The sequence below is a fragment of the Mycobacterium simiae genome (assembly GCF_008370645.1).
Taxonomy (GTDB): domain Bacteria; phylum Actinomycetota; class Actinomycetes; order Mycobacteriales; family Mycobacteriaceae; genus Mycobacterium; species Mycobacterium simiae_A.
In genome coordinates, this window is record NZ_VTZN01000120.1 from 1 (window position 1) to 16,189 (window position 16,189).

19 protein-coding genes, 1 pseudogene and 1 riboswitch are annotated in these 16,189 nt (G+C 66.0%); of the genes and pseudogenes, 9 read left to right on the forward strand and 11 right to left on the reverse strand.

Features of this window, described 5'->3' with window-relative positions:
* Window positions 1–833: TrmH family RNA methyltransferase (locus F0Q45_RS17770; protein WP_149655192.1), on the reverse strand; the 833-nt coding region annotated here is incomplete at its 3' end.
* Window positions 830–1,261 carry a MarR family transcriptional regulator gene (locus F0Q45_RS17775; RefSeq protein ID WP_149655193.1) on the reverse strand — a complete coding sequence of 144 codons (432 nt, stop codon included), beginning with the start codon at window positions 1,259–1,261 and terminating at the stop codon, window positions 830–832. The genes F0Q45_RS17770 and F0Q45_RS17775, both read right to left, overlap by 4 nt.
* A 158-nt stretch (window positions 1,262–1,419) precedes the next feature.
* On the opposite strand from F0Q45_RS17775, the gene F0Q45_RS17780 reads away from it, so the two are divergent.
* Window positions 1,420–1,704 (forward strand): DUF2530 domain-containing protein, encoded by a 285-nt coding sequence (locus F0Q45_RS17780; RefSeq protein ID WP_149655194.1) that lies wholly within the window; start codon window positions 1,420–1,422, stop codon window positions 1,702–1,704.
* Window positions 1,705–1,722: 18 nt separating this feature from the next.
* Window positions 1,723–2,178 (forward strand): SRPBCC family protein, encoded by a 456-nt coding sequence (locus F0Q45_RS17785; protein ID WP_149655195.1) that lies wholly within the window; start codon window positions 1,723–1,725, stop codon window positions 2,176–2,178.
* On the opposite strand, the gene F0Q45_RS17790 is transcribed toward F0Q45_RS17785, so the two are convergent.
* Window positions 2,175–2,960, reverse strand: a complete 786-nt coding sequence (locus F0Q45_RS17790; protein WP_149655196.1) for a DUF3027 domain-containing protein — start codon at window positions 2,958–2,960, stop codon at window positions 2,175–2,177. The genes F0Q45_RS17785 and F0Q45_RS17790 overlap by 4 nt on opposite strands.
* A 145-nt stretch (window positions 2,961–3,105) precedes the next feature.
* On the opposite strand from F0Q45_RS17790, the gene F0Q45_RS17795 reads away from it, so the two are divergent.
* The 3 genes from F0Q45_RS17795 (at window position 3,106) to F0Q45_RS17805 (ending at window position 6,200) form a co-directional block, all read left to right on the forward strand.
* The gene (locus F0Q45_RS17795) at window positions 3,106–4,758 is read left to right on the forward strand and encodes an MFS transporter (protein WP_149655209.1); all 1,653 of its coding nucleotides are present in this window, start codon (window positions 3,106–3,108) and stop codon (window positions 4,756–4,758) included.
* Window positions 4,755–5,243, forward strand: coding sequence for a DUF2771 domain-containing protein (locus tag F0Q45_RS17800; RefSeq protein ID WP_149655197.1), 489 nt, complete (start codon window positions 4,755–4,757; stop codon window positions 5,241–5,243). Before F0Q45_RS17795 ends, F0Q45_RS17800 begins: the two co-directional genes overlap by 4 nt.
* 96 nt (window positions 5,244–5,339) lie before the next feature.
* The gene (locus F0Q45_RS17805) at window positions 5,340–6,200 is read left to right on the forward strand and encodes an endonuclease domain-containing protein (RefSeq protein WP_149655198.1); all 861 of its coding nucleotides are present in this window, start codon (window positions 5,340–5,342) and stop codon (window positions 6,198–6,200) included.
* A 61-nt stretch (window positions 6,201–6,261) separates the two neighbouring features.
* Here F0Q45_RS17805 and F0Q45_RS17810 read toward each other — a convergent pair.
* From F0Q45_RS17810 to F0Q45_RS17825, 4 genes and pseudogenes are all read right to left on the reverse strand, one after another.
* Window positions 6,262–6,427, reverse strand: a pseudogene (locus tag F0Q45_RS17810) (glutathione S-transferase C-terminal domain-containing protein); the annotation flags it as partial.
* Window positions 6,428–6,489: 62 nt separating this feature from the next.
* Window positions 6,490–8,436 (reverse strand): acyl-CoA dehydrogenase family protein, encoded by a 1,947-nt coding sequence (locus F0Q45_RS17815; protein ID WP_149655210.1) that lies wholly within the window; start codon window positions 8,434–8,436, stop codon window positions 6,490–6,492.
* A 215-nt stretch (window positions 8,437–8,651) separates the two neighbouring features.
* Entirely contained in the window at window positions 8,652–10,574 is a 1,923-nt protein-coding gene (locus F0Q45_RS29950; RefSeq protein WP_149655199.1) for a PE family protein, read from the reverse strand.
* A gap of 421 nt (window positions 10,575–10,995) precedes the next feature.
* Entirely contained in the window at window positions 10,996–11,400 is a 405-nt protein-coding gene (locus tag F0Q45_RS17825) for a cold-shock protein (RefSeq protein WP_149655200.1), read from the reverse strand.
* 164 nt (window positions 11,401–11,564) lie between these two features.
* On the opposite strand from F0Q45_RS17825, the gene F0Q45_RS17830 reads away from it, so the two are divergent.
* From F0Q45_RS17830 to F0Q45_RS17845, 4 genes are all read left to right on the forward strand, one after another.
* Window positions 11,565–11,969 carry a YccF domain-containing protein gene (locus F0Q45_RS17830; protein ID WP_149655201.1) on the forward strand — a complete coding sequence of 135 codons (405 nt, stop codon included), beginning with the start codon at window positions 11,565–11,567 and terminating at the stop codon, window positions 11,967–11,969.
* A complete protein-coding gene (gene moaA / locus F0Q45_RS17835; RefSeq protein WP_149655202.1) occupies window positions 11,966–13,039 on the forward strand; it encodes a GTP 3',8-cyclase MoaA in 1,074 nt (357 codons plus the stop codon). Before F0Q45_RS17830 ends, moaA begins: the two co-directional genes overlap by 4 nt.
* A gap of 3 nt (window positions 13,040–13,042) precedes the next feature.
* Window positions 13,043–13,309 (forward strand): MoaD/ThiS family protein, encoded by a 267-nt coding sequence (locus tag F0Q45_RS17840; RefSeq protein WP_149655203.1) that lies wholly within the window; start codon window positions 13,043–13,045, stop codon window positions 13,307–13,309.
* Between the two features lie 211 nt (window positions 13,310–13,520).
* A riboswitch (cyclic di-AMP (ydaO/yuaA leader) is annotated at window positions 13,521–13,742 on the forward strand.
* A 9-nt stretch (window positions 13,743–13,751) separates the two neighbouring features.
* Window positions 13,752–14,627, forward strand: coding sequence for a transglycosylase family protein (locus tag F0Q45_RS17845; RefSeq protein ID WP_149655204.1), 876 nt, complete (start codon window positions 13,752–13,754; stop codon window positions 14,625–14,627).
* Between the two features lie 8 nt (window positions 14,628–14,635).
* Here F0Q45_RS17845 and F0Q45_RS17850 read toward each other — a convergent pair whose 3' ends face one another.
* The 4 genes from F0Q45_RS17850 to F0Q45_RS17865 all read right to left on the reverse strand — a co-directional run.
* The gene (locus F0Q45_RS17850) at window positions 14,636–15,061 is read right to left on the reverse strand and encodes a molybdenum cofactor biosynthesis protein MoaE (protein WP_149655205.1); all 426 of its coding nucleotides are present in this window, start codon (window positions 15,059–15,061) and stop codon (window positions 14,636–14,638) included.
* Entirely contained in the window at window positions 15,058–15,540 is a 483-nt protein-coding gene (locus tag F0Q45_RS17855; protein ID WP_149655206.1) for a MogA/MoaB family molybdenum cofactor biosynthesis protein, read from the reverse strand. Before F0Q45_RS17855 ends, F0Q45_RS17850 begins: the two co-directional genes overlap by 4 nt.
* Window positions 15,537–16,031, reverse strand: a complete 495-nt coding sequence (gene moaC, locus F0Q45_RS17860; protein ID WP_149655207.1) for a cyclic pyranopterin monophosphate synthase MoaC — start codon at window positions 16,029–16,031, stop codon at window positions 15,537–15,539. Before moaC ends, F0Q45_RS17855 begins: the two co-directional genes overlap by 4 nt.
* 8 nt (window positions 16,032–16,039) lie before the next feature.
* A partial coding sequence (locus F0Q45_RS17865; protein ID WP_149655208.1) for a hypothetical protein occupies window positions 16,040–16,189 on the reverse strand: 150 nt, incomplete at its 5' end.

The window sequence follows — 16,189 nt, forward strand, 5'->3', positions numbered from 1 at the left end:
CTGAGCCTAGCCCGCTCATAGAACGCCAGCGCGGCCGCGGTCGCGACGTTGAGCGAGTCGGTGCCCCGCGACATCGGGATTTTCACCCGGATGTCACTGATCCGCAGCGCGGCCGCGGTCAGTCCCGGGCCCTCGGCACCGAGCAGCAACGCTACGGGTTGGTCACGCACCGCCTCCATCACCTCGGGCAGCGCCTGCGCATCGGCTCGCGGGGTCAGCGCCAGCAGGCGGAAACCACGTTCGTGCAGCAGCAGCAAGTCGGAGGGCCAATCGGTCGCTCGGGCGTATGGCACCAGCAATGCGTGACCCATAGAAACCCGGACCGCACGGCGGTAGAGCGGGTCAGCGCAACCGCTCCCGAACACCACCGCGTCTACCCGCAACCCTGCTGCGTTGCGGAAGATGGAACCCAGGTTTTCGTGGTCGTTGACGCCCTCGAGTACCGCGATAGTACGAGCACCGTCGACTACCTGGGCAACGCCGGGCTCGGCCACCCGGCTGGCGGAGGCTAGCACCCCGCGGTTGAGGTGAAATCCGACAGCTTGTGCCATGACTTCGGCGGAGGCCCGGTAATACGGTGCCCCGATGCCGGCTAGGTCGGCCTTGATTTCGGCCAATCGCCGGTCGGTGCCCAGCAACGCGCGGGGGGTGAACCGCGACGCCAGCATGCGTTGCACCACCAGCACGCCCTCGGCGATTACCAGTCCTTTCCCGGACGGCAGATCAGGCCGACGGTCGATGCTGTTAAGGTCACGGAAATCGTCGAGGCGCGGGTCGTCGGGATCGCTAACATCCTGGACGTCGACGTCGGGGACCCAACCAGGCGCGGTCACGGGCTTTCGTCGACCAGGGCCAACATGATGTCGGCGGCGCGACGCAGCATGTCACGTTTGTCGCCGCTCAACGTGGCGAGCCGCTCCGCCAGCCACTCCTGACCGGCTCGCCGCGCCGCTTTAACCAAGTCGGCACCGGATTCGGACACCGAGACCAACACCTGTCGGCCGTCGACCGGGTGCGGGGCTCGGTCCACCAGACCCATATCGGCCAGTGAGGCAATTACCCGAGTCATCGAGGGTGGACGGACCCGCTCCCGAATCGCCAACGCACCTGGCGTCATTGCGCCCTCGTTGGCCAGCGTGGTCAAGGCCGACAGTTGGGATAATGACACCGGCGATGAGGGATTCCTGAACCGAAGTTGGCGGGCCAGCCGCATGACGGCCAGCGACAAGTCGCTAGCTAGCTGTGCATCGCGGTCAGGCACAGCGCGAGGTTACAACGGAACCCAGGTGCTCGCGATCAGAACGGATAACGACCCAGCCCGTACCACGGCCTGCATCGTCGCGGGGCTAAACCCAACCGCCCCGCTCCTCCCCAGCCCGTACCACGGCCTGCATCGTCGCGGGGCTATGTTGAAACGCAATGACTGACGAACCCAACCCCAGCCCCGAGCCGCCGCCGCTCCCGCCGGTGCTGCTCGAGGTGTGGCCGGTCATCCTGGTCGGCGCGCTCGCGTGGGTGGGGACGGCTGTGGCCGCCTTCCTGGTACCCAGCCTTGAAAGCTGGCGTCCGGTGACAGTGGCCGGACTTGCGGTGGGAGGGCTGGGCACCGGGATTTTCGTCTGGCAACTTGCCGCCGCGCGCCGCGGCGCGCGCGGCGCTCAGGCCGGGCTCGAAAACTACGTAGACCACAAAGAGCTCGACTAAATTACTCCGGGAGGTCGAATGGTAGCCCCGCTGTTACAGGTGCAGATTGATATCGACGCGCCGCCTGAAAAGGTGTGGGCTTTGATATCCGATCTGCGACGGATGCCGCAGTGGAGCCCGCAGTGCCGCTGGGTGCGGCAGTTCGGTCCGCTGCGCCCAGGCACCCGTACCCTCAACCTCAACCGCCGCAACCGTTTGTTTTGGCCGACGACCTGCACGGTGGTTGAAGTCGTTCCGGAAAAGAAGCTGGCGTTCCGGGTAGACAGCAACGGCAGCGTGTGGAGCTACGAACTGGAGCCGAACGGCGCGGGTACCCGGGTAACCGAGAGCCGTCACGCCGAAAACGGCGTCAACGCGTTTTCGAACATCTCGGTGAACGCCTTCTTAGGCGGAACCACCACCTTCGAACGCGAATTGGTCGAGGGCATGAACACCACCCTGGCGAACATCAAGGCCGCCGCCGAAGCAAGCTAATCGGCCGGCTGCTCCCAGATGTCAAGCACCCCGTCGTCGAACGGCTCGTACATCGGAGAGCCGGCACCCGCGGGAGCGGGCGTGTCGGAATGAGCGCCGCAGCCGTAGTACTTGTCAACGACGTGTGCGTCGGCGGACAGTTCGTTGCCGCAAACCCCGAACATCGTGCCCAGTGATCCGGCCAGCGGCAGGAAGAAGCCGCAGTCGCGGCACACCCGTTTGGTTGATCGCGCCATCGCCGAGTCGGGGCCGTACTCGCTGTCATGCCATCGTTGTGCCGCCGCGGCGCGGCCCCAGGCACTCATCACCCAACGCCGACCCATCCCAATTTCGGCGGCGGTCTCGTCAACCTGCGCGTCGCCGCTGTCGGAGTAACCAGGTACCAGCCGCGGGTCATCCTTTGCCGGTGCCAGTAGGTCGCCGGGACTCAAATCGCCGGGGCGCACCCGCTGTTGCCACGGCACCCAGGCGGGAGCCAGCAGGGCCGTGGGCCCCGGAACCAGCACCACCTCACTGACCGTGGCGTGGTCGGAGCCGGCGTAGGTAGCGACAACGACCGCCCATTGCCAGCCCTGATAGCCGGGCAGGTGGGCCAGGAATCGGTGCGTGCCAGCGTTCGGGTCTTCGTAACTGACGCCGAGATAGTCTCCGACCGCTTCCGAGCCGCTGAATTCCGCAACTGCCGCCCTGGCCAGGTCCACCGCACCGGTGAGCACCGTCGCCAGCTCTTCGGGCCACTCGGCCACGGTCGCCACGGCGGATTCCTCGCTGGGCCCGATCACACTGTCCCCTCTCTGCAATGCGTATCCATACTGCCGGAAGACACGGGGAACGAGCCACACCCGGTTGGCTACGCGCGGAGTCGGGATAAGACAGAATTGATTCGTGACTGGACGGCGGCGCGAGAACCCGGGCCGTACCGGCCCGATGCGGGGCCGCCGGACCCGAAACGGGTCGGTCAACGAGCACCCAGGCATGGCGAACTATCCGACCGACGAAACCGTCTACCGTCGTCAGCGCCGGCCGCCGCCCATGCCGAGCGCCAACCGCTATCTGCCGCCGCTGGGCCAGCAGCCGGGGCCTCAGCGCCGCAGCGAACCACCACCATCGCGGAACGATAACAACGGTGAACGGATCACGGTCACCCGCGCCGCAGCTATGCGCAGCCGGGAGATGGGCTCGCGGATGTATTGGATGGTGCAGCGCGCGGCCACCGCCGACGGTGCCGACAAGTCGGGCCTGACCGCGTTGACCTGGCCAGTGATGACGAATTTCGCGGTCGACTCTGCCATGGCTGTTGCGTTGGCCAACACGTTGTTCTTTGCCGCTGCCAGCGGCGAGAGTAAGTCGCGGGTCGCGCTCTACCTGTTGATCACCATTGCACCGTTCGCTGTGATCGCGCCGCTGATTGGTCCCGCCCTGGACAAGCTGCAGCACGGCCGCCGCGTCGCCCTGGCGATGTCATTCGGGCTGCGGACCGCGTTGGCGCTGGTGTTGATCATGAACTATGACGGCGCCACCGGCAGCTTCCCGTCCTGGGTGCTGTACCCCTGCGCGCTGGCCATGATGGTGTTTTCGAAGTCCTTCAGTGTGCTGCGCAGCGCGGTGACACCGCGGGTGATGCCGCCAACGATCGATTTGGTGCGGGTCAATTCTCGCCTCACGGTGTTCGGTCTGCTGGGCGGCACCATGGCGGGCGGCGCCGTGGCCGCCGGTGTCGAGTTCGGATGTACTCATTTGTTCCGGCTGCCGGGCGCGCTCTTCGTTGTCGTCGCGATCACCGTCGCCGGCGCCATCCTGTCGATGCGGATTCCAAGCTGGGTGGAGGTGACCACCGGCGAGGTACCCGCCACGTTGAGCTACCACCGCGACAGCGGCCAGCTGCGGCGAAGCTGGCCGGAAGAAGTCAAGAATCTCGGCGGCACTCTCCGGCAACCGCTGGGTCGCAACATCATTACCTCGCTGTGGGGAAACTGCACCATCAAGGTGATGGTCGGCTTCCTCTTCCTCTACCCGGCGTTTGTCGCGAAGGCTCATGACGCCGACGGATGGGTGCAGTTGGCCATGCTGGGCTTGATCGGCGCGGCCGCTGCCGTCGGCAATTTCGCCGGCAACTTCACCAGCGCACGCCTGCAACTGGGTCGGCCCGCGGTGTTGGTGGTGCGCTGCACCGTGGTAGTCACCATGTTCGCGCTAACAGCCGCCGTCGCCGGCACCCTGGCGGCGGCCGCCATCGCCACCCTGATTACCTCGGGCTGCAGTGCCATCGCGAAGGCCTCGCTGGATGCCTCGCTGCAAGACGATCTGCCGGAGGAATCGCGGGCCTCGGGGTTCGGGCGTTCGGAGTCGACGCTGCAGCTGGCCTGGGTGCTGGGGGGTGCGGTCGGTGTGTTGGTCTACACCGAATTGTGGATCGGCTTCACCGCCGTCAGCGCCTTGCTAATCCTGGGTTTGGCTCAGACCATCGTCAGCTTTCGCGGTGACTCGTTGATCCCCGGCCTGGGCGGTAATCGACCTGTGATGGTCGAGCAGGAGAGCACGCGTCGCGGCGCTGCGGTAACCCAGGTGATGCCCCGGTGAAACGCTGGGTGGCTGTGCTGATCGCGGTCCTGGCCCTGCTGTTGTCGATAGGGGCGGGTGTCGGCGCGTGGTTGCTGGTGCGGGATTCCGGTCCACTGCGACCGCAGATCAGCGCCTACTCGCACGGACACCTGACCCGCGTCGGCCCCTATATGTTTTGCAACGTATTGCGGCTCGACGATTGCCAGACCCCGCAGACCCAGGGCGAACTGCCGGTGACCGAACGCGACCCGGTGCAGCTCTCCGTGCCCCGGGCCATCGCCCGCGCACCCTGGCGGCTGCTGCAGCTGTACGAAGATCCCGCCAATACCACCGCCACTATCTTTCGCCCCGACAGCCGGCTCGCTGTCACCGTGCCCACCGTCGACCCGCAGCGCGGGCGGCTGACCGGGATCGTCGTTCAGTTGCTGACGTTGGTAGTTGACCCCTCCGGTGAGCTGCGAGAGGCTCCACATGCGGAATGGTCAGTGCGGCTAGTCTTCTAGCGCCGAGCGTCTAGTTGTTGGGCGATATTGGCGTGCTTAAGCCCAATAACTCGACGCTCGCCGCACCATGTCGGTGGGGGCGGGCACGGTATCGGCATGGAGATCTTGGACTGGCCGTTCCGAGGCACCGACGCACTAGCATCAGGAGTTGTCACACCCCATCGATTGCGGACCGACTTCGACATGGTTCACCGCAATGTGTACGTCCCCCGAGGACAAAAGTTGACAGCGGTGACGCGGGCGGTCGCTGCCTGGCTCTGGTCTGGGCGCGCGGCGACGGCGGCGGGTCTGTCTGCGGCAGCGCTACACCGCTCGGCGTGGATCGACGACTGGCTTCCCGCCGAACTCAATCGGCGCAGCCGAGATAGAGCACGCGGCATCATCGTGCACAGCGACGCGCTCGACGAGGACGAACTATGCGTTCGCGACGGGATCGCTCTCACCACCCCGGCGCGCACAGCATTTGACCTAGGAAGACGAAAAGGCTTCACTGCTGCGGTGATTCGACTCGACGCGCTCGCACATGCCGCGGAGCTAAAGATTCCCGACGTCGAACTACTCGCCGAGCGACATCGCGGTGCACGTGGTTTGGTGCAGCTACGACAGGTTTTGCCCCTCGTCGATGGCGGGGCTGAATCACCCTACGAGACCAGGACTCGCCTGGTGCTCATCCGCGCGGGGCTGCCGCGGCCCCAGACCCAGATCGAGGTACTCAATGACTGGGGTGCAGTGTTGGCCCGCATCGACATGGGTTGGGAGGAATGGAAAGTCGGCGTTGAATTCGACGGCGCACAACACTGGACTGACCCAGCACAGCGGACTCGCGACATCGATCGATTGGCAGAACTCGACGCTCGGGGCTGGACCATCGTACGAGTCAGCGCCGACTTGCTCCGCAACCGACCCGAAATTGTGGTCGGGCGCGTTCGACGCGCGCTGCTCGCCCGTTCTCGTTAGCGAACGTCGACTTGTTGGGCACTATCGGCGCGTTCTTGCCCAACAAGTCGACGTTCGGCCCGCCGTGATACACCGCGTCGAAGCGGGCCAGCGTGGTGAACAATCGCACGTCGGCCTCAGTGATGTTGTTCCCCAACAGATATCGCTGCGTCGTCGGGCGATCGCTGACCCAATCCAGCACCGTAGGCCTCTTGCGATCCGGCAAAGCCGCAGCGGTACACCCCGGATAGCCGTCGCGCCCATCGGCGGTAATGCGGGTGGTGATATAGCTGGTGTGGCGGCACGACAACTAAGGTTGCGCCTCGGTTGGCGCCGTCAGGAATCGTCGGGCCAGATTCTTCTCCGTGGATGGTCCCGGTTCCCAGTGCGCGATCCACGGGCCGGTGCCCTCCGACTGATCGATGATCCCTTCCTCCACCCAGGAGTAGCGGCCCTCCAACACATCGCTGGTCAGCCGAACATCGTCGTTGTCGGTGTTAGACCACAAGGCGTGGAACAACGCCTCGACGCGCAACGTCGCTTGCTGGCAGAAGACTTCGGCCAACTCGTATGCCTGCTTGCCCACCACCGGATCCGCGGCCCGCTGTGCCTCAGCCCGAACGCATGCCGCCGACATCGCAAACAGCTCGGCGCCGATATCGACGATGCGCCCCAGGAATCCTTGTTTTTGTTCCAGTGCAGCCTGCCAACGGGCCATCCCGTAGAAGGTGTTGCGGGCCAGCTTGCGGCTGGAGCGTTCGACGAACCGCAGGTGGGACGCCAACGGGCCGAACTGGCTGTACGCGGTTGGCCGTTGGCCTTCGCCAAAAGCCAGCTTCGGCAACCATTTTGCGTAGAATCCGCTGGCGCCGACGGCGGCCTTGGCCTTCTTCTGCAGATCGGCTTTGGGGTTAGCGAGATCACCAGCGGCAGTAAGGTGTGCGTCGACTGCCTCACGCGCGATCAGCAGCCGCATGATCTCGCTCGACCCTTCAAAGATGCGATTGATCCGCAGATCACGCACAATTTGCTCGACCGGCGCCGCGCGCTCTCCCCGCGCGGCCAGGGATTCAGCCGTCTCATAGCCACGGCCACCGCGAATCTGCAGCAGCTCGTCGCCGATAAGACAGGCCATCTCACTGCACCACAGTTTGGCAAGCGCCGCCTCGATCCGGATATCGTTGCGACCTTCGTCGGCCATCTGCCCAGACAACTCGACCACTGCATCAAGCGCGTATGTGGTGGCTGCGATGAATGAGATCTTGCTGGCGACCGCTTCGTGCTTACCAACCGGCTTTCCCCACTGCACCCGCTCGCAAGACCATTCCCGCGCGATCTTCAGCGATTGCTTAGAGACGCCGGTGACAATCGCGGGCAACGATAGTCGTCCGGCATTGAGTGTGGTCAGCGCGATCTTCAGACCGTCGCCCTCCCGCCCGATCAGATTGTCGGCGGGAACCCGGACGCGGTGCATCCTTGTCACGCCGTTTTCGATGCCGCGAAGTCCCATGAACGTGTTGCGCCGCTCCACTGTGATCCCGGGTGAATCGGCCTCGACAACGAACGCGCTAATTCCCCCACGGTGTCCATCGCTCTTTGGCACCCGGGCCATGACCACCAGCAGTTCGGCAACCACCCCGTTTGTAGTCCACAACTTCACGCCCTCAAGCTCGTAGGCCCGCCCGTCCTCGACGGGTATCGCCGTCGACGCCATACGTGCCGGATCGGAGCCCACATCCGGTTCGGTGAGCAAAAAAGCCGATATCGCGCCTGCAGCACAGCGTGGCAAGAAGTTGCGCTTCTGCTCCGGAGTTCCGGCGAGTTTGAGTGGTTCAGGTACCCCAATGGACTGATGCGCTGAAAGCAAGGCGCCGAGACTGGAATGAACGGTGGTCACCATCATCAGTGCACGGTTGTAGGCGACTTGCGACATGTTCAGCCCGCCGTATTCGGACGGTATCTTCATGCCGAAGCAGCCCAGTTCTGCCAAACCCTGCACATATTCATCCGGAATCTGGGCGTCACGCTCGATCACGCTGCCGTCGAGTGTGGCCAAGAATTCCCGCAGCTTTTCCAAAAACACCGTGGTGCGCGCCTCCTCGGTGTCCGACGGCCGCGGAAACGGGTGTATGAGTTCCAGCGGAAAGCGACCAAGAAACAGCTCTTTAGCGAAAGATGGTTTATCCCAACCGCTTTCGCGAGATTCCTCGGCGAGGGCTCTCGCTTGCTCCTCAGTGACCTGTGCTTGCTGCGGCATCGCCGCCTCCTCGCTGACGAATTGCATCGCAGGTGGTATACCCGGCGCTTGCCCGAATAGTACGGCCTATTGGCACCGAGATGGCGGGTTCAGGATCGATTCCAGCGCCGTGCCGCTGAGAATGCCCGAGCGAGCTCGCTTACACCCGAGATGGTTACGCCCCGTGGGTCGACGGCTGGCGCTCAGAGAGCCACTGTTGACGGCCGGTTTGCGGGCTAGCCAAACCCGATAACGGGGGCCTTCGCGCCGGTGCCGCCATTGCTGCCGGTGGCGCCGATGCTACCGGCTGCGCCTACGTTTCCAGCGGGGCTACCAGGTCCGCCGAACCCGCCAATCGCCGCGGAACCGCCCTTGCCGCCCGCACCACCGGCTCCTGGGGTGGCACCGTAGTAAGCCGTACCTCCGCTACCGCCCCGACCGCCAGTGCCGCCGGTCCCACCGCGTCCGCCGGCACCACCAGGTGCGACGACGCCGGCCGGGCCGGCCGGGCCGTCCGGTCCGGCGGGACCGCCGGCCCCGGGTAAGCCGGCGGGGCCACCCACGCCTCCAACGCCACCGCCGCCGCCGAGACCGCCCAGGCCACCGTCACCAGCGGTGCCTCTGACCAGCGCGCCACCGCCAAAGCCGCCACTACCGCCGCTGCCACCCGTGCCGCCGACACCGCCGACACCGCCGCCGCCTGCGGCACCACCGCGACCGTACTGCCCCCCGGCACCTCCGTTACCGCCAGCACCACCGGGGCCACCGGCACCACCCAACGCACCGGCACCACCATTGCCACCATCCCCGCCATCAGCACCGAAGGAGCCCCCCAGCCCGCCAATGCCACCAGCAGCACCAGAAGCGCCTAGGCCACCCGCACCGCCGGCCCCACCGAGGCCGCCAGCACCTCCGTTGCCGCCCAACGATCCGCCGTGACCACCGTTACCGCCACGTCCACCGGGGCCACCGGCACCACCCACGCTATTGGGACCGCCGGCGTCACCGCCGTCGCCACCGTGGCCTCCGGTTCCCGGGGTTGTGCCGGTGCCACCGGCGCCACCCCTACCACCGACCGCGCCGACGCCACCGTCACCACCGTCGCCGCCATTGCCACCGGTACTGCCGGTCCCGGCACCGCCGTTACCACCCGCGCCGCCTGCTGCGCCCGAGCCGCCATCGCCGCCGTCGCCGCCGTGGCCGCCTGGCTGCCCAGCGACCCCACTGCCGCCCCGGCCGCCGCCCCCGCCCGGCGCGCCGGCGCCGCCGTCGCCGCCATCGCCGCCCGGGCCACCGCTGCCGGTGCTACCAGGAATAGAAGTAGAGCCGTTGCCGCCGGCGCCACCCACGCCGCCGGGTTGCCCGGACCCGCCGTCCGCCCCAGCACCGCCGGCCGCGCCCGGACCACCTGCCGTACCTGCAGATGCCGCCGGCGACGTGATGTTCTGGGTCGGGTTGACTCCCGGGGTACCCGCGGCGCCGATGCCGCCAGCACCGCCAGCTCCCCCGTTACCGAAGGTCTGCACGTTGCCCCCGTCGCCGCCAGCACCCCCACCGATCCCGCCGCGACCGCCCGCTCCCCCGTTGCCGAACGTCGCATCGCCGCCTCTGCCGCCGGGCTGGCCAGGAAGGCCGTCCCCGCCCCGGCCCCCGTTACCGCCTAACCACCCGCCGGGCTTGCCGGGCTGACCGGGTGCCCCGTTAGCGCCATTGCCCACCAGCGGACGTCCGGTCAGGGCCAATGATTGGGCGTTGGCTGCGGCGGTGACCGATTTGACCGGCGCCAGTAGATTTTGCGCCGCCGCGTTCACCGCGCCGAGCGGGTTTGCCGCAGCCGCGGCGCCGACTGAGCCGAGTCCGCTTCGCGCTGTCACGGCGTTGGCGGCCTCAGTGAGCTGATACAAGCCCGCGTTCGCGGTCAAGGTCCGCACAAACTGCTCATGAAACGACGCGGCTTGCGCGCTGAGCTTTTGATACGCCTGCGCGTGTCCGGAAAATAGCGCCGTGACCGCCGCTGAGATCTCATCGACGGCCGGGGCCAGCACGCGGGTGGTGGAGGCGGCCGCCGCCGTGTTCGCCTCTACCAAGGTTGAACCGATACCGGCTAGGTCACGAGCCGCCGCCGCCAGTAGCTCCGGCCCCGCAATCACGAATGACATGGCTTTCCTTCCCACCAAGCCGGATCGGATCCGCACCTGCCTCCACCGACGCGACAGTAACGGCCGAACTCCAACAGTCTGAATGCGATGGATCGTATTGATCTCACGCGCAGCAGCGCGGAACGTTATGAATACGATAGCTAATCGTTATAGGAACGTTATTTCAAGGGACTAACATGCAAACATTTTTGACATGGCTGGGGATGGACATTCAAAACAGCCTTCTTGTAAAGCGTCCGACACGGGCGCTCTCCGCCTGCCCAGCGCACCATGCAATATTTGCGCTGATCACAGCATCAAACTGCGCCCATGGCGGATCGCCGAGCACACGACTAACCAGAAAGCTGCGGACGACTCAGAGCGCCGAAAAGCAAGGATGGAATGTCGCTACGGGTGAGCGACCCGTGATGGACGCGCGTTCTCAGGCGTCCAACTCCCGCGCCACAGCCTTGACTACCTCGGAGACCCGCCGAGCAGTCTTACGGTCGGGGTAGCGGCCCTTGCGCAGCTCCGGCTGTACTGTGCTTTCCAGCAGCGTGATCATGTCCTCGACCATGCCGTGCAACTCGTCGGGGCTGTGCTTGTGCTCGACTGCCTCGCGGCGCGCGCGAGACAGGCTCGGTGGCGGGTCGAGGAGCTTCAGGCTCAATGCCTGCGGTCCCCGCCGCCCCGATGCGATGCCGAACTCCACCCGCTGCCCCGCCTTGAGTCCCTCGACACCCGCCGGCAACGCCGCGGACCGGACATAGACGTCCTCACCGTCCTCCTGCGACAGGAAGCCAAACCCCTTCTCGGAGTCGTACCACTTCACCTTGCCGGTCGGCACTGCTCTCACCTGCTTGTCTGACGGATCACTGGGTTTCACACCAAAGAAGCGCCCCGCATGCGCAGGACGCGATGACGACCACAGATCCTACTCGGATGCGCTGCCGCCGAGCATCCCTGTTTGGCCGGGTACTGGGTAGGCTGGAAACACCCTTCGGAGGAGATATGCGCCTAATCCTGAACGTTATCTGGCTGGTTTTCGGCGGCCTCTGGCTGGCCCTCGGCTACCTGGTCGCGGCGCTCGTCTGTTTCGTGCTCATCGTCACCATTCCGTTCGGCTTTGCGGCGCTACGCATCGCGTCGTATTCACTGTGGCCTTTCGGCCGGACGATCGTCGAAAAACCAAGCGCCGGGACCGGCGCCCTGATCGGCAACATCATCTGGCTACTGTTGTTCGGAATATGGCTGGCCATTGGGCATTTGGTTAGCGCCGTGGCGATGGCAGCAACAATCATCGGCATCCCGCTGGCCCTGGCCAATCTCAAATTGATCCCGGTGTCTTTAGTGCCCCTGGGCAAGGAAATCGTTTCGGTCGCTGCACCGGCTCGAATCGAACGCGTGACCGCATGACCGTGACGGCGCTGGGCGTTCCTACGGTGCGAGACGGTTGGCCCGGCCGGGCAGCCGCACCTACCGAAGGTGCTTTGCTGGATAGTTTCGGCCGTGTCGCGACCGATCTACGGGTATCCCTGACCGACCGTTGCAACCTGCGCTGCAGTTATTGCATGCCGGCCGAGGGCCTGGTTTGGCTGCCCAGGCAGCAATTGCTGCGTCCCGATGAACTAGCCAGGCTGATGCATGTCGCCGTCACCCGGCTGGGCGTTACCAGCGTGCGATTCACCGGCGGCGAGCCGCTGTTGGCCCGCCACCTCGAAGAGGTGATCGCGGCGGCGGCGGGTCTGCGACCTCGCCCGGAGATCTCGTTGACCACCAATGCAGTTGGGCTGGCAGGGCGGGCGGCCGCTTTGGCCGGCGCAGGCCTGGACCGGGTCAACGTGTCGCTGGACAGCGTGGACCGCGCTCACTTTGCGGCCATCACCCGTCGGGACCGGCTGGCTGACGTGCTGGCCGGCCTGGCCGCGGCCAAACAAGCCGGGCTGGAGCCGGTCAAGGTGAACGCCGTGCTCGACCCAGCGACCGGACGCCGAGATGTCGTCGAACTGCTGCGGTACTGCCTACAGCACGGCTACCAATTGCGGGTCATCGAGCAAATGCCACTCGACGCGGGACACCGGTGGCGCCGCGACGCCGCACTGAGCGCCGACGATGTGTTGACGGCGCTGCGCCCACACTTCCGATTGCGGCCCGACCCGACACCGAGGGGTTCGGCCCCGGCTGAACTCTGGCTGGTCGACTCGGGCCCGAACACGCCGACCGGGAAGTTCGGCGTCATCGCGTCGGTCTCCCATGCATTCTGCTCGACGTGCGACCGCACCCGGCTTACCGCCGACGGTCAGATCCGCAGCTGCCTGTTTTCCACCGAGGAAACCGATTTACGCGGCCTGCTGCGCAGTGGCGCTGACGACGACGCAATCGAGAGAACATGGCGCGCTGCGATGTGGCGCAAGCCGGCCGGCCATGGCATCAACGACCCGGATTTTGTCCAGCCCGACCGCCCGATGAGCGCCATCGGCGGCTAGGCGATGGCACACCCCGCCGGAATTCAGGTGACCGTCCGCTACTTCGCGGCTGCGCGCGCAGCTGCCGGTATCGAATCGGAAACAGTCATGGTGCGGCCTGGCGGCACCGTAGCCGAATTGGTCGGGAGCCTGGCCCTCCGGAGCTCTCAGCTGGCAACGGTATTAAGCCGCTGCTCGTATCTGTGCGACGGAATTGCCGTCCGAGATGACTCCGCACCGTTATCCCATGGCGACACCATTGACGTACTCCCGCCCTTCGCGGGCGGCTAACCAGTGTGAAATATCTCACGTAACGGAAAGATAACAACCCGGACACGCTGCGATGTCGGATGCTATGACCTGCGCAGATACCGGGCTTTCCTGGCGTTATAGCCGGCGACTGTGAGCAAAACGCCGGCCGATTGCGCACGTGACGAGATCGCCTCGAACCGCTACCGTCCTCGGAAGGCTCGTCAACGAACCCAACTGACGGGCCCGCCCTCCCTACAGCACGCCGAGCTCCATCCAGTAGACGAGGGATCCCGACCGCGGATGGAGGCGGGGGACCCACCAGGTCCGCCGAGATCGGACCGGGGCCGCTGCGGCTCCTTGGGGTGAAGCCGACGTCGTTCATTGGAGTACGACGCTGGCCGGGTGACCTCTCCTGGTTTCGAACCAACCCGAACCCGACAGCTGACCTCGTAGGCGTGTACCGAGAGGAATCACTGAGCGTATGAGTGGACGTCACCGTAAGCCCACAACATCAAGCGTCAGCGTCGCCAAGATCGCCTTTACCGGCGCAGTGCTGGGTGGCGGCGGGATCGCCCTGGCCGGCCAAGCGAGCGCGGCCACCGACTGGGAATGGGATCAGGTAGCCCGTTGCGAGTCCGGCGGCAACTGGGCGATCAATACCGGCAACGGCTACTACGGTGGAGTCCAGTTCACCCCGGGCACTTGGGCATCGCATGGCGGCGGCGAATTCGCCCCGTCCGCCCAGCTGGCCACCCGGGAACAGCAGATTACGGTCGCTGAGCGGGTGCTAGCTACCCAGGGTCGTGGCGCCTGGCCAGTGTGTGGTCACGGATTGTCCGCGCCGATGCCCCGTCAGGTCCCAGCTCCAGCCGCGCTGAACGGGCCGCTGGACGCCCCAGAGGTCAACGGCGAGCCGGCTGCGCTGGCCGACGCTGCACCCCCCATGGATGTCGCTCCGCCGGCCGAGCCGATGTCCGCGGTGCAACCGGCCGGTAATGAGCTGTCCGCACCGGTCGACCTGATGCCCGCACCGGCCGACCTGACTCCCGCACCGGCCGACCTGACTCCCCCACCGGCCGACCTGACTCCCGCACCGGCCGACCTGGCGCCCCCTACCGACCCGGCGCCCGTCGCTCCCGATACCCAAGAAGTCGTCGAAGCAGGATTGCCGCTTGCCGACCCGGCCGACACGCCGGCGGCCACGCCGGTGCCGGCTGACACCGGTAACGCACCGGTGGAAATCCACGAAGTCTCGACAGTCGCATACACCAAGAAGCTGTGGCAGGCGGTCGTGGGACAGGACATTAGCGGCAACGACGCGCTGGACGCGCTCGCGCAGCCCACCGTCATCGGCTGAGCACGGGCTCAGGCCGAACCCACCCATTCTTCGGAACCATCTCCGAAGATTTGGTGCTTCCACACCGGTAGCCGGGCTTTGATGGTGTCGACCAGCAGCGCGCAGGTACGAAACGCTGACTGCCGATGATCGGCTGCGACAGCAGCCACCAAGGCGGCCTCCCCCACCTGTAGGACACCGATTCGGTGGCTGGCCGCGACGGCACGCACCCCGGTGGACTGTGCAGCGACCTCGGCAACCACGTCGGCAAGAACCTGGGCAGCCAACGGGTGGGCCGAGTACTCCAACCGCACCACCTGCCGTCCCCCGTCGTGGTTGCGGACTATTCCGACGAAACCAACGATGGCGCCGGCCGCCTGATGGCTGACCAAGTTCTCGTGTGTAGCCAGATCGATCGGCTGGTCGGTCAGGCAGGCCCGCATGACCAGCGTCATCGCTGGTGGTCTTGGCCGGCGAGTTGGTCGAGCGCGTGATCCACCACGTCGGAAAGCACCACGAGGCCATCGCGCACACCGCCAGGTGAGCCTGGCAGGTTGACGACCAGGCTGCGACCGGCCACGCCGCACACCCCGCGCGACAGTACTGACGTCGGCATCCTGGGCAGCCCCGAACACCGGATAGCATCGGCCAAGCCGGGGATGACGAAGTCCAACACAGCCACGGTCTGTTCCGGGGTGGTGTCAGTCGGTGAGATACCGGTGCCGCCGGAGGTGATGATCAAGTCGACACCGGCGGCAACGGCGTTGCGCAACGCTTCGCCAACTGGCTTTCCGTCGGCGACAACGGCAGAGTCCACGGGCGAAAACCCGCGCTGTACTAGCCACTCCGTAACAATCGGCCCGCATTCGTCGCTATACACGCCAGACGACGCACGAGTAGAGGCGATGATGACGCGGGCCGATCGGGGGCTCATGGCCTGGCCCAGTTACCGCTGCGGCCACCTTCTTTGCGCAGCACCCGGATGTCATCAATGCGCGCGGCCGGATCAACCGCTTTGATCATGTCGTAGAGCGTTAGAGCCGCCACACTGACGGCAGTGAGCGCCTCCATCTCGACACCCGTGCGGTCGGTGCTGCGCACCGTCGAAGTGATGTCGATCTCCGAATCGCCGACGCTGAAGTCGACGTCGACGCCGGTCAACGCGAGCTGATGACACAGCGGGATCAGGTCGCTGGTGCGTTTGGCCGCCATAATGCCCGCCACTCGTGCGGTCGCCAGCGCGTCGCCCTTGGGTAAGCCGCCGGTCGAGATAAGCGCCACCACCTCCGCCGAGGTGCGTAGGGCGCCCGCAGCCACGGCCGTGCGCCGGGTGGCCGCCTTTTCAGTGACGTCGACCATATGCGCGGCTCCGCGCTCATCCAGGTGCGATAACGCACCAGCGGGCGAGTTAGATGCACCGGCCATTACGGCGACTACCTGTTGACGACCGTCACCGGATGCAGGTAGGGCAGATCATCGGAGGCCACCGGAAACGCCAGTTCGCCGAAGGGCGACAACGCACCCGTGCGGTCGGTTACGAGTTCGCTCACCGCATGGTCGTCGGGATCGGTGGTCGGCCAGCC

Coding starts and splice junctions, on each gene's coding strand:
- F0Q45_RS17815 (WP_149655210.1), bottom strand. CDS start 8,436: ATGCCGCAGCAAGCACAGGTCACTGAGGAGCAAGCGAGAGCCCTCGCC.
- moaC (WP_149655207.1), bottom strand. CDS start 16,031: ATGGCCGGTGCATCTAACTCGCCCGCTGGTGCGTTATCGCACCTGGAT.
- F0Q45_RS17830 (WP_149655201.1), top strand. CDS start 11,565: ATGCGCCTAATCCTGAACGTTATCTGGCTGGTTTTCGGCGGCCTCTGG.
- F0Q45_RS17855 (WP_149655206.1), bottom strand. CDS start 15,540: ATGAGCCCCCGATCGGCCCGCGTCATCATCGCCTCTACTCGTGCGTCG.
- F0Q45_RS17795 (WP_149655209.1), top strand. CDS start 3,106: ATGCGGGGCCGCCGGACCCGAAACGGGTCGGTCAACGAGCACCCAGGC.
- F0Q45_RS17850 (WP_149655205.1), bottom strand. CDS start 15,061: ATGACGCTGGTCATGCGGGCCTGCCTGACCGACCAGCCGATCGATCTG.
- moaA (WP_149655202.1), top strand. CDS start 11,966: ATGACCGTGACGGCGCTGGGCGTTCCTACGGTGCGAGACGGTTGGCCC.
- F0Q45_RS29950 (WP_149655199.1), bottom strand. CDS start 10,574: ATGTCATTCGTGATTGCGGGGCCGGAGCTACTGGCGGCGGCGGCTCGT.
- F0Q45_RS17805 (WP_149655198.1), top strand. CDS start 5,340: ATGGAGATCTTGGACTGGCCGTTCCGAGGCACCGACGCACTAGCATCA.
- F0Q45_RS17845 (WP_149655204.1), top strand. CDS start 13,752: ATGAGTGGACGTCACCGTAAGCCCACAACATCAAGCGTCAGCGTCGCC.
- F0Q45_RS17840 (WP_149655203.1), top strand. CDS start 13,043: ATGGCACACCCCGCCGGAATTCAGGTGACCGTCCGCTACTTCGCGGCT.
- F0Q45_RS17780 (WP_149655194.1), top strand. CDS start 1,420: ATGACTGACGAACCCAACCCCAGCCCCGAGCCGCCGCCGCTCCCGCCG.
- F0Q45_RS17785 (WP_149655195.1), top strand. CDS start 1,723: ATGGTAGCCCCGCTGTTACAGGTGCAGATTGATATCGACGCGCCGCCT.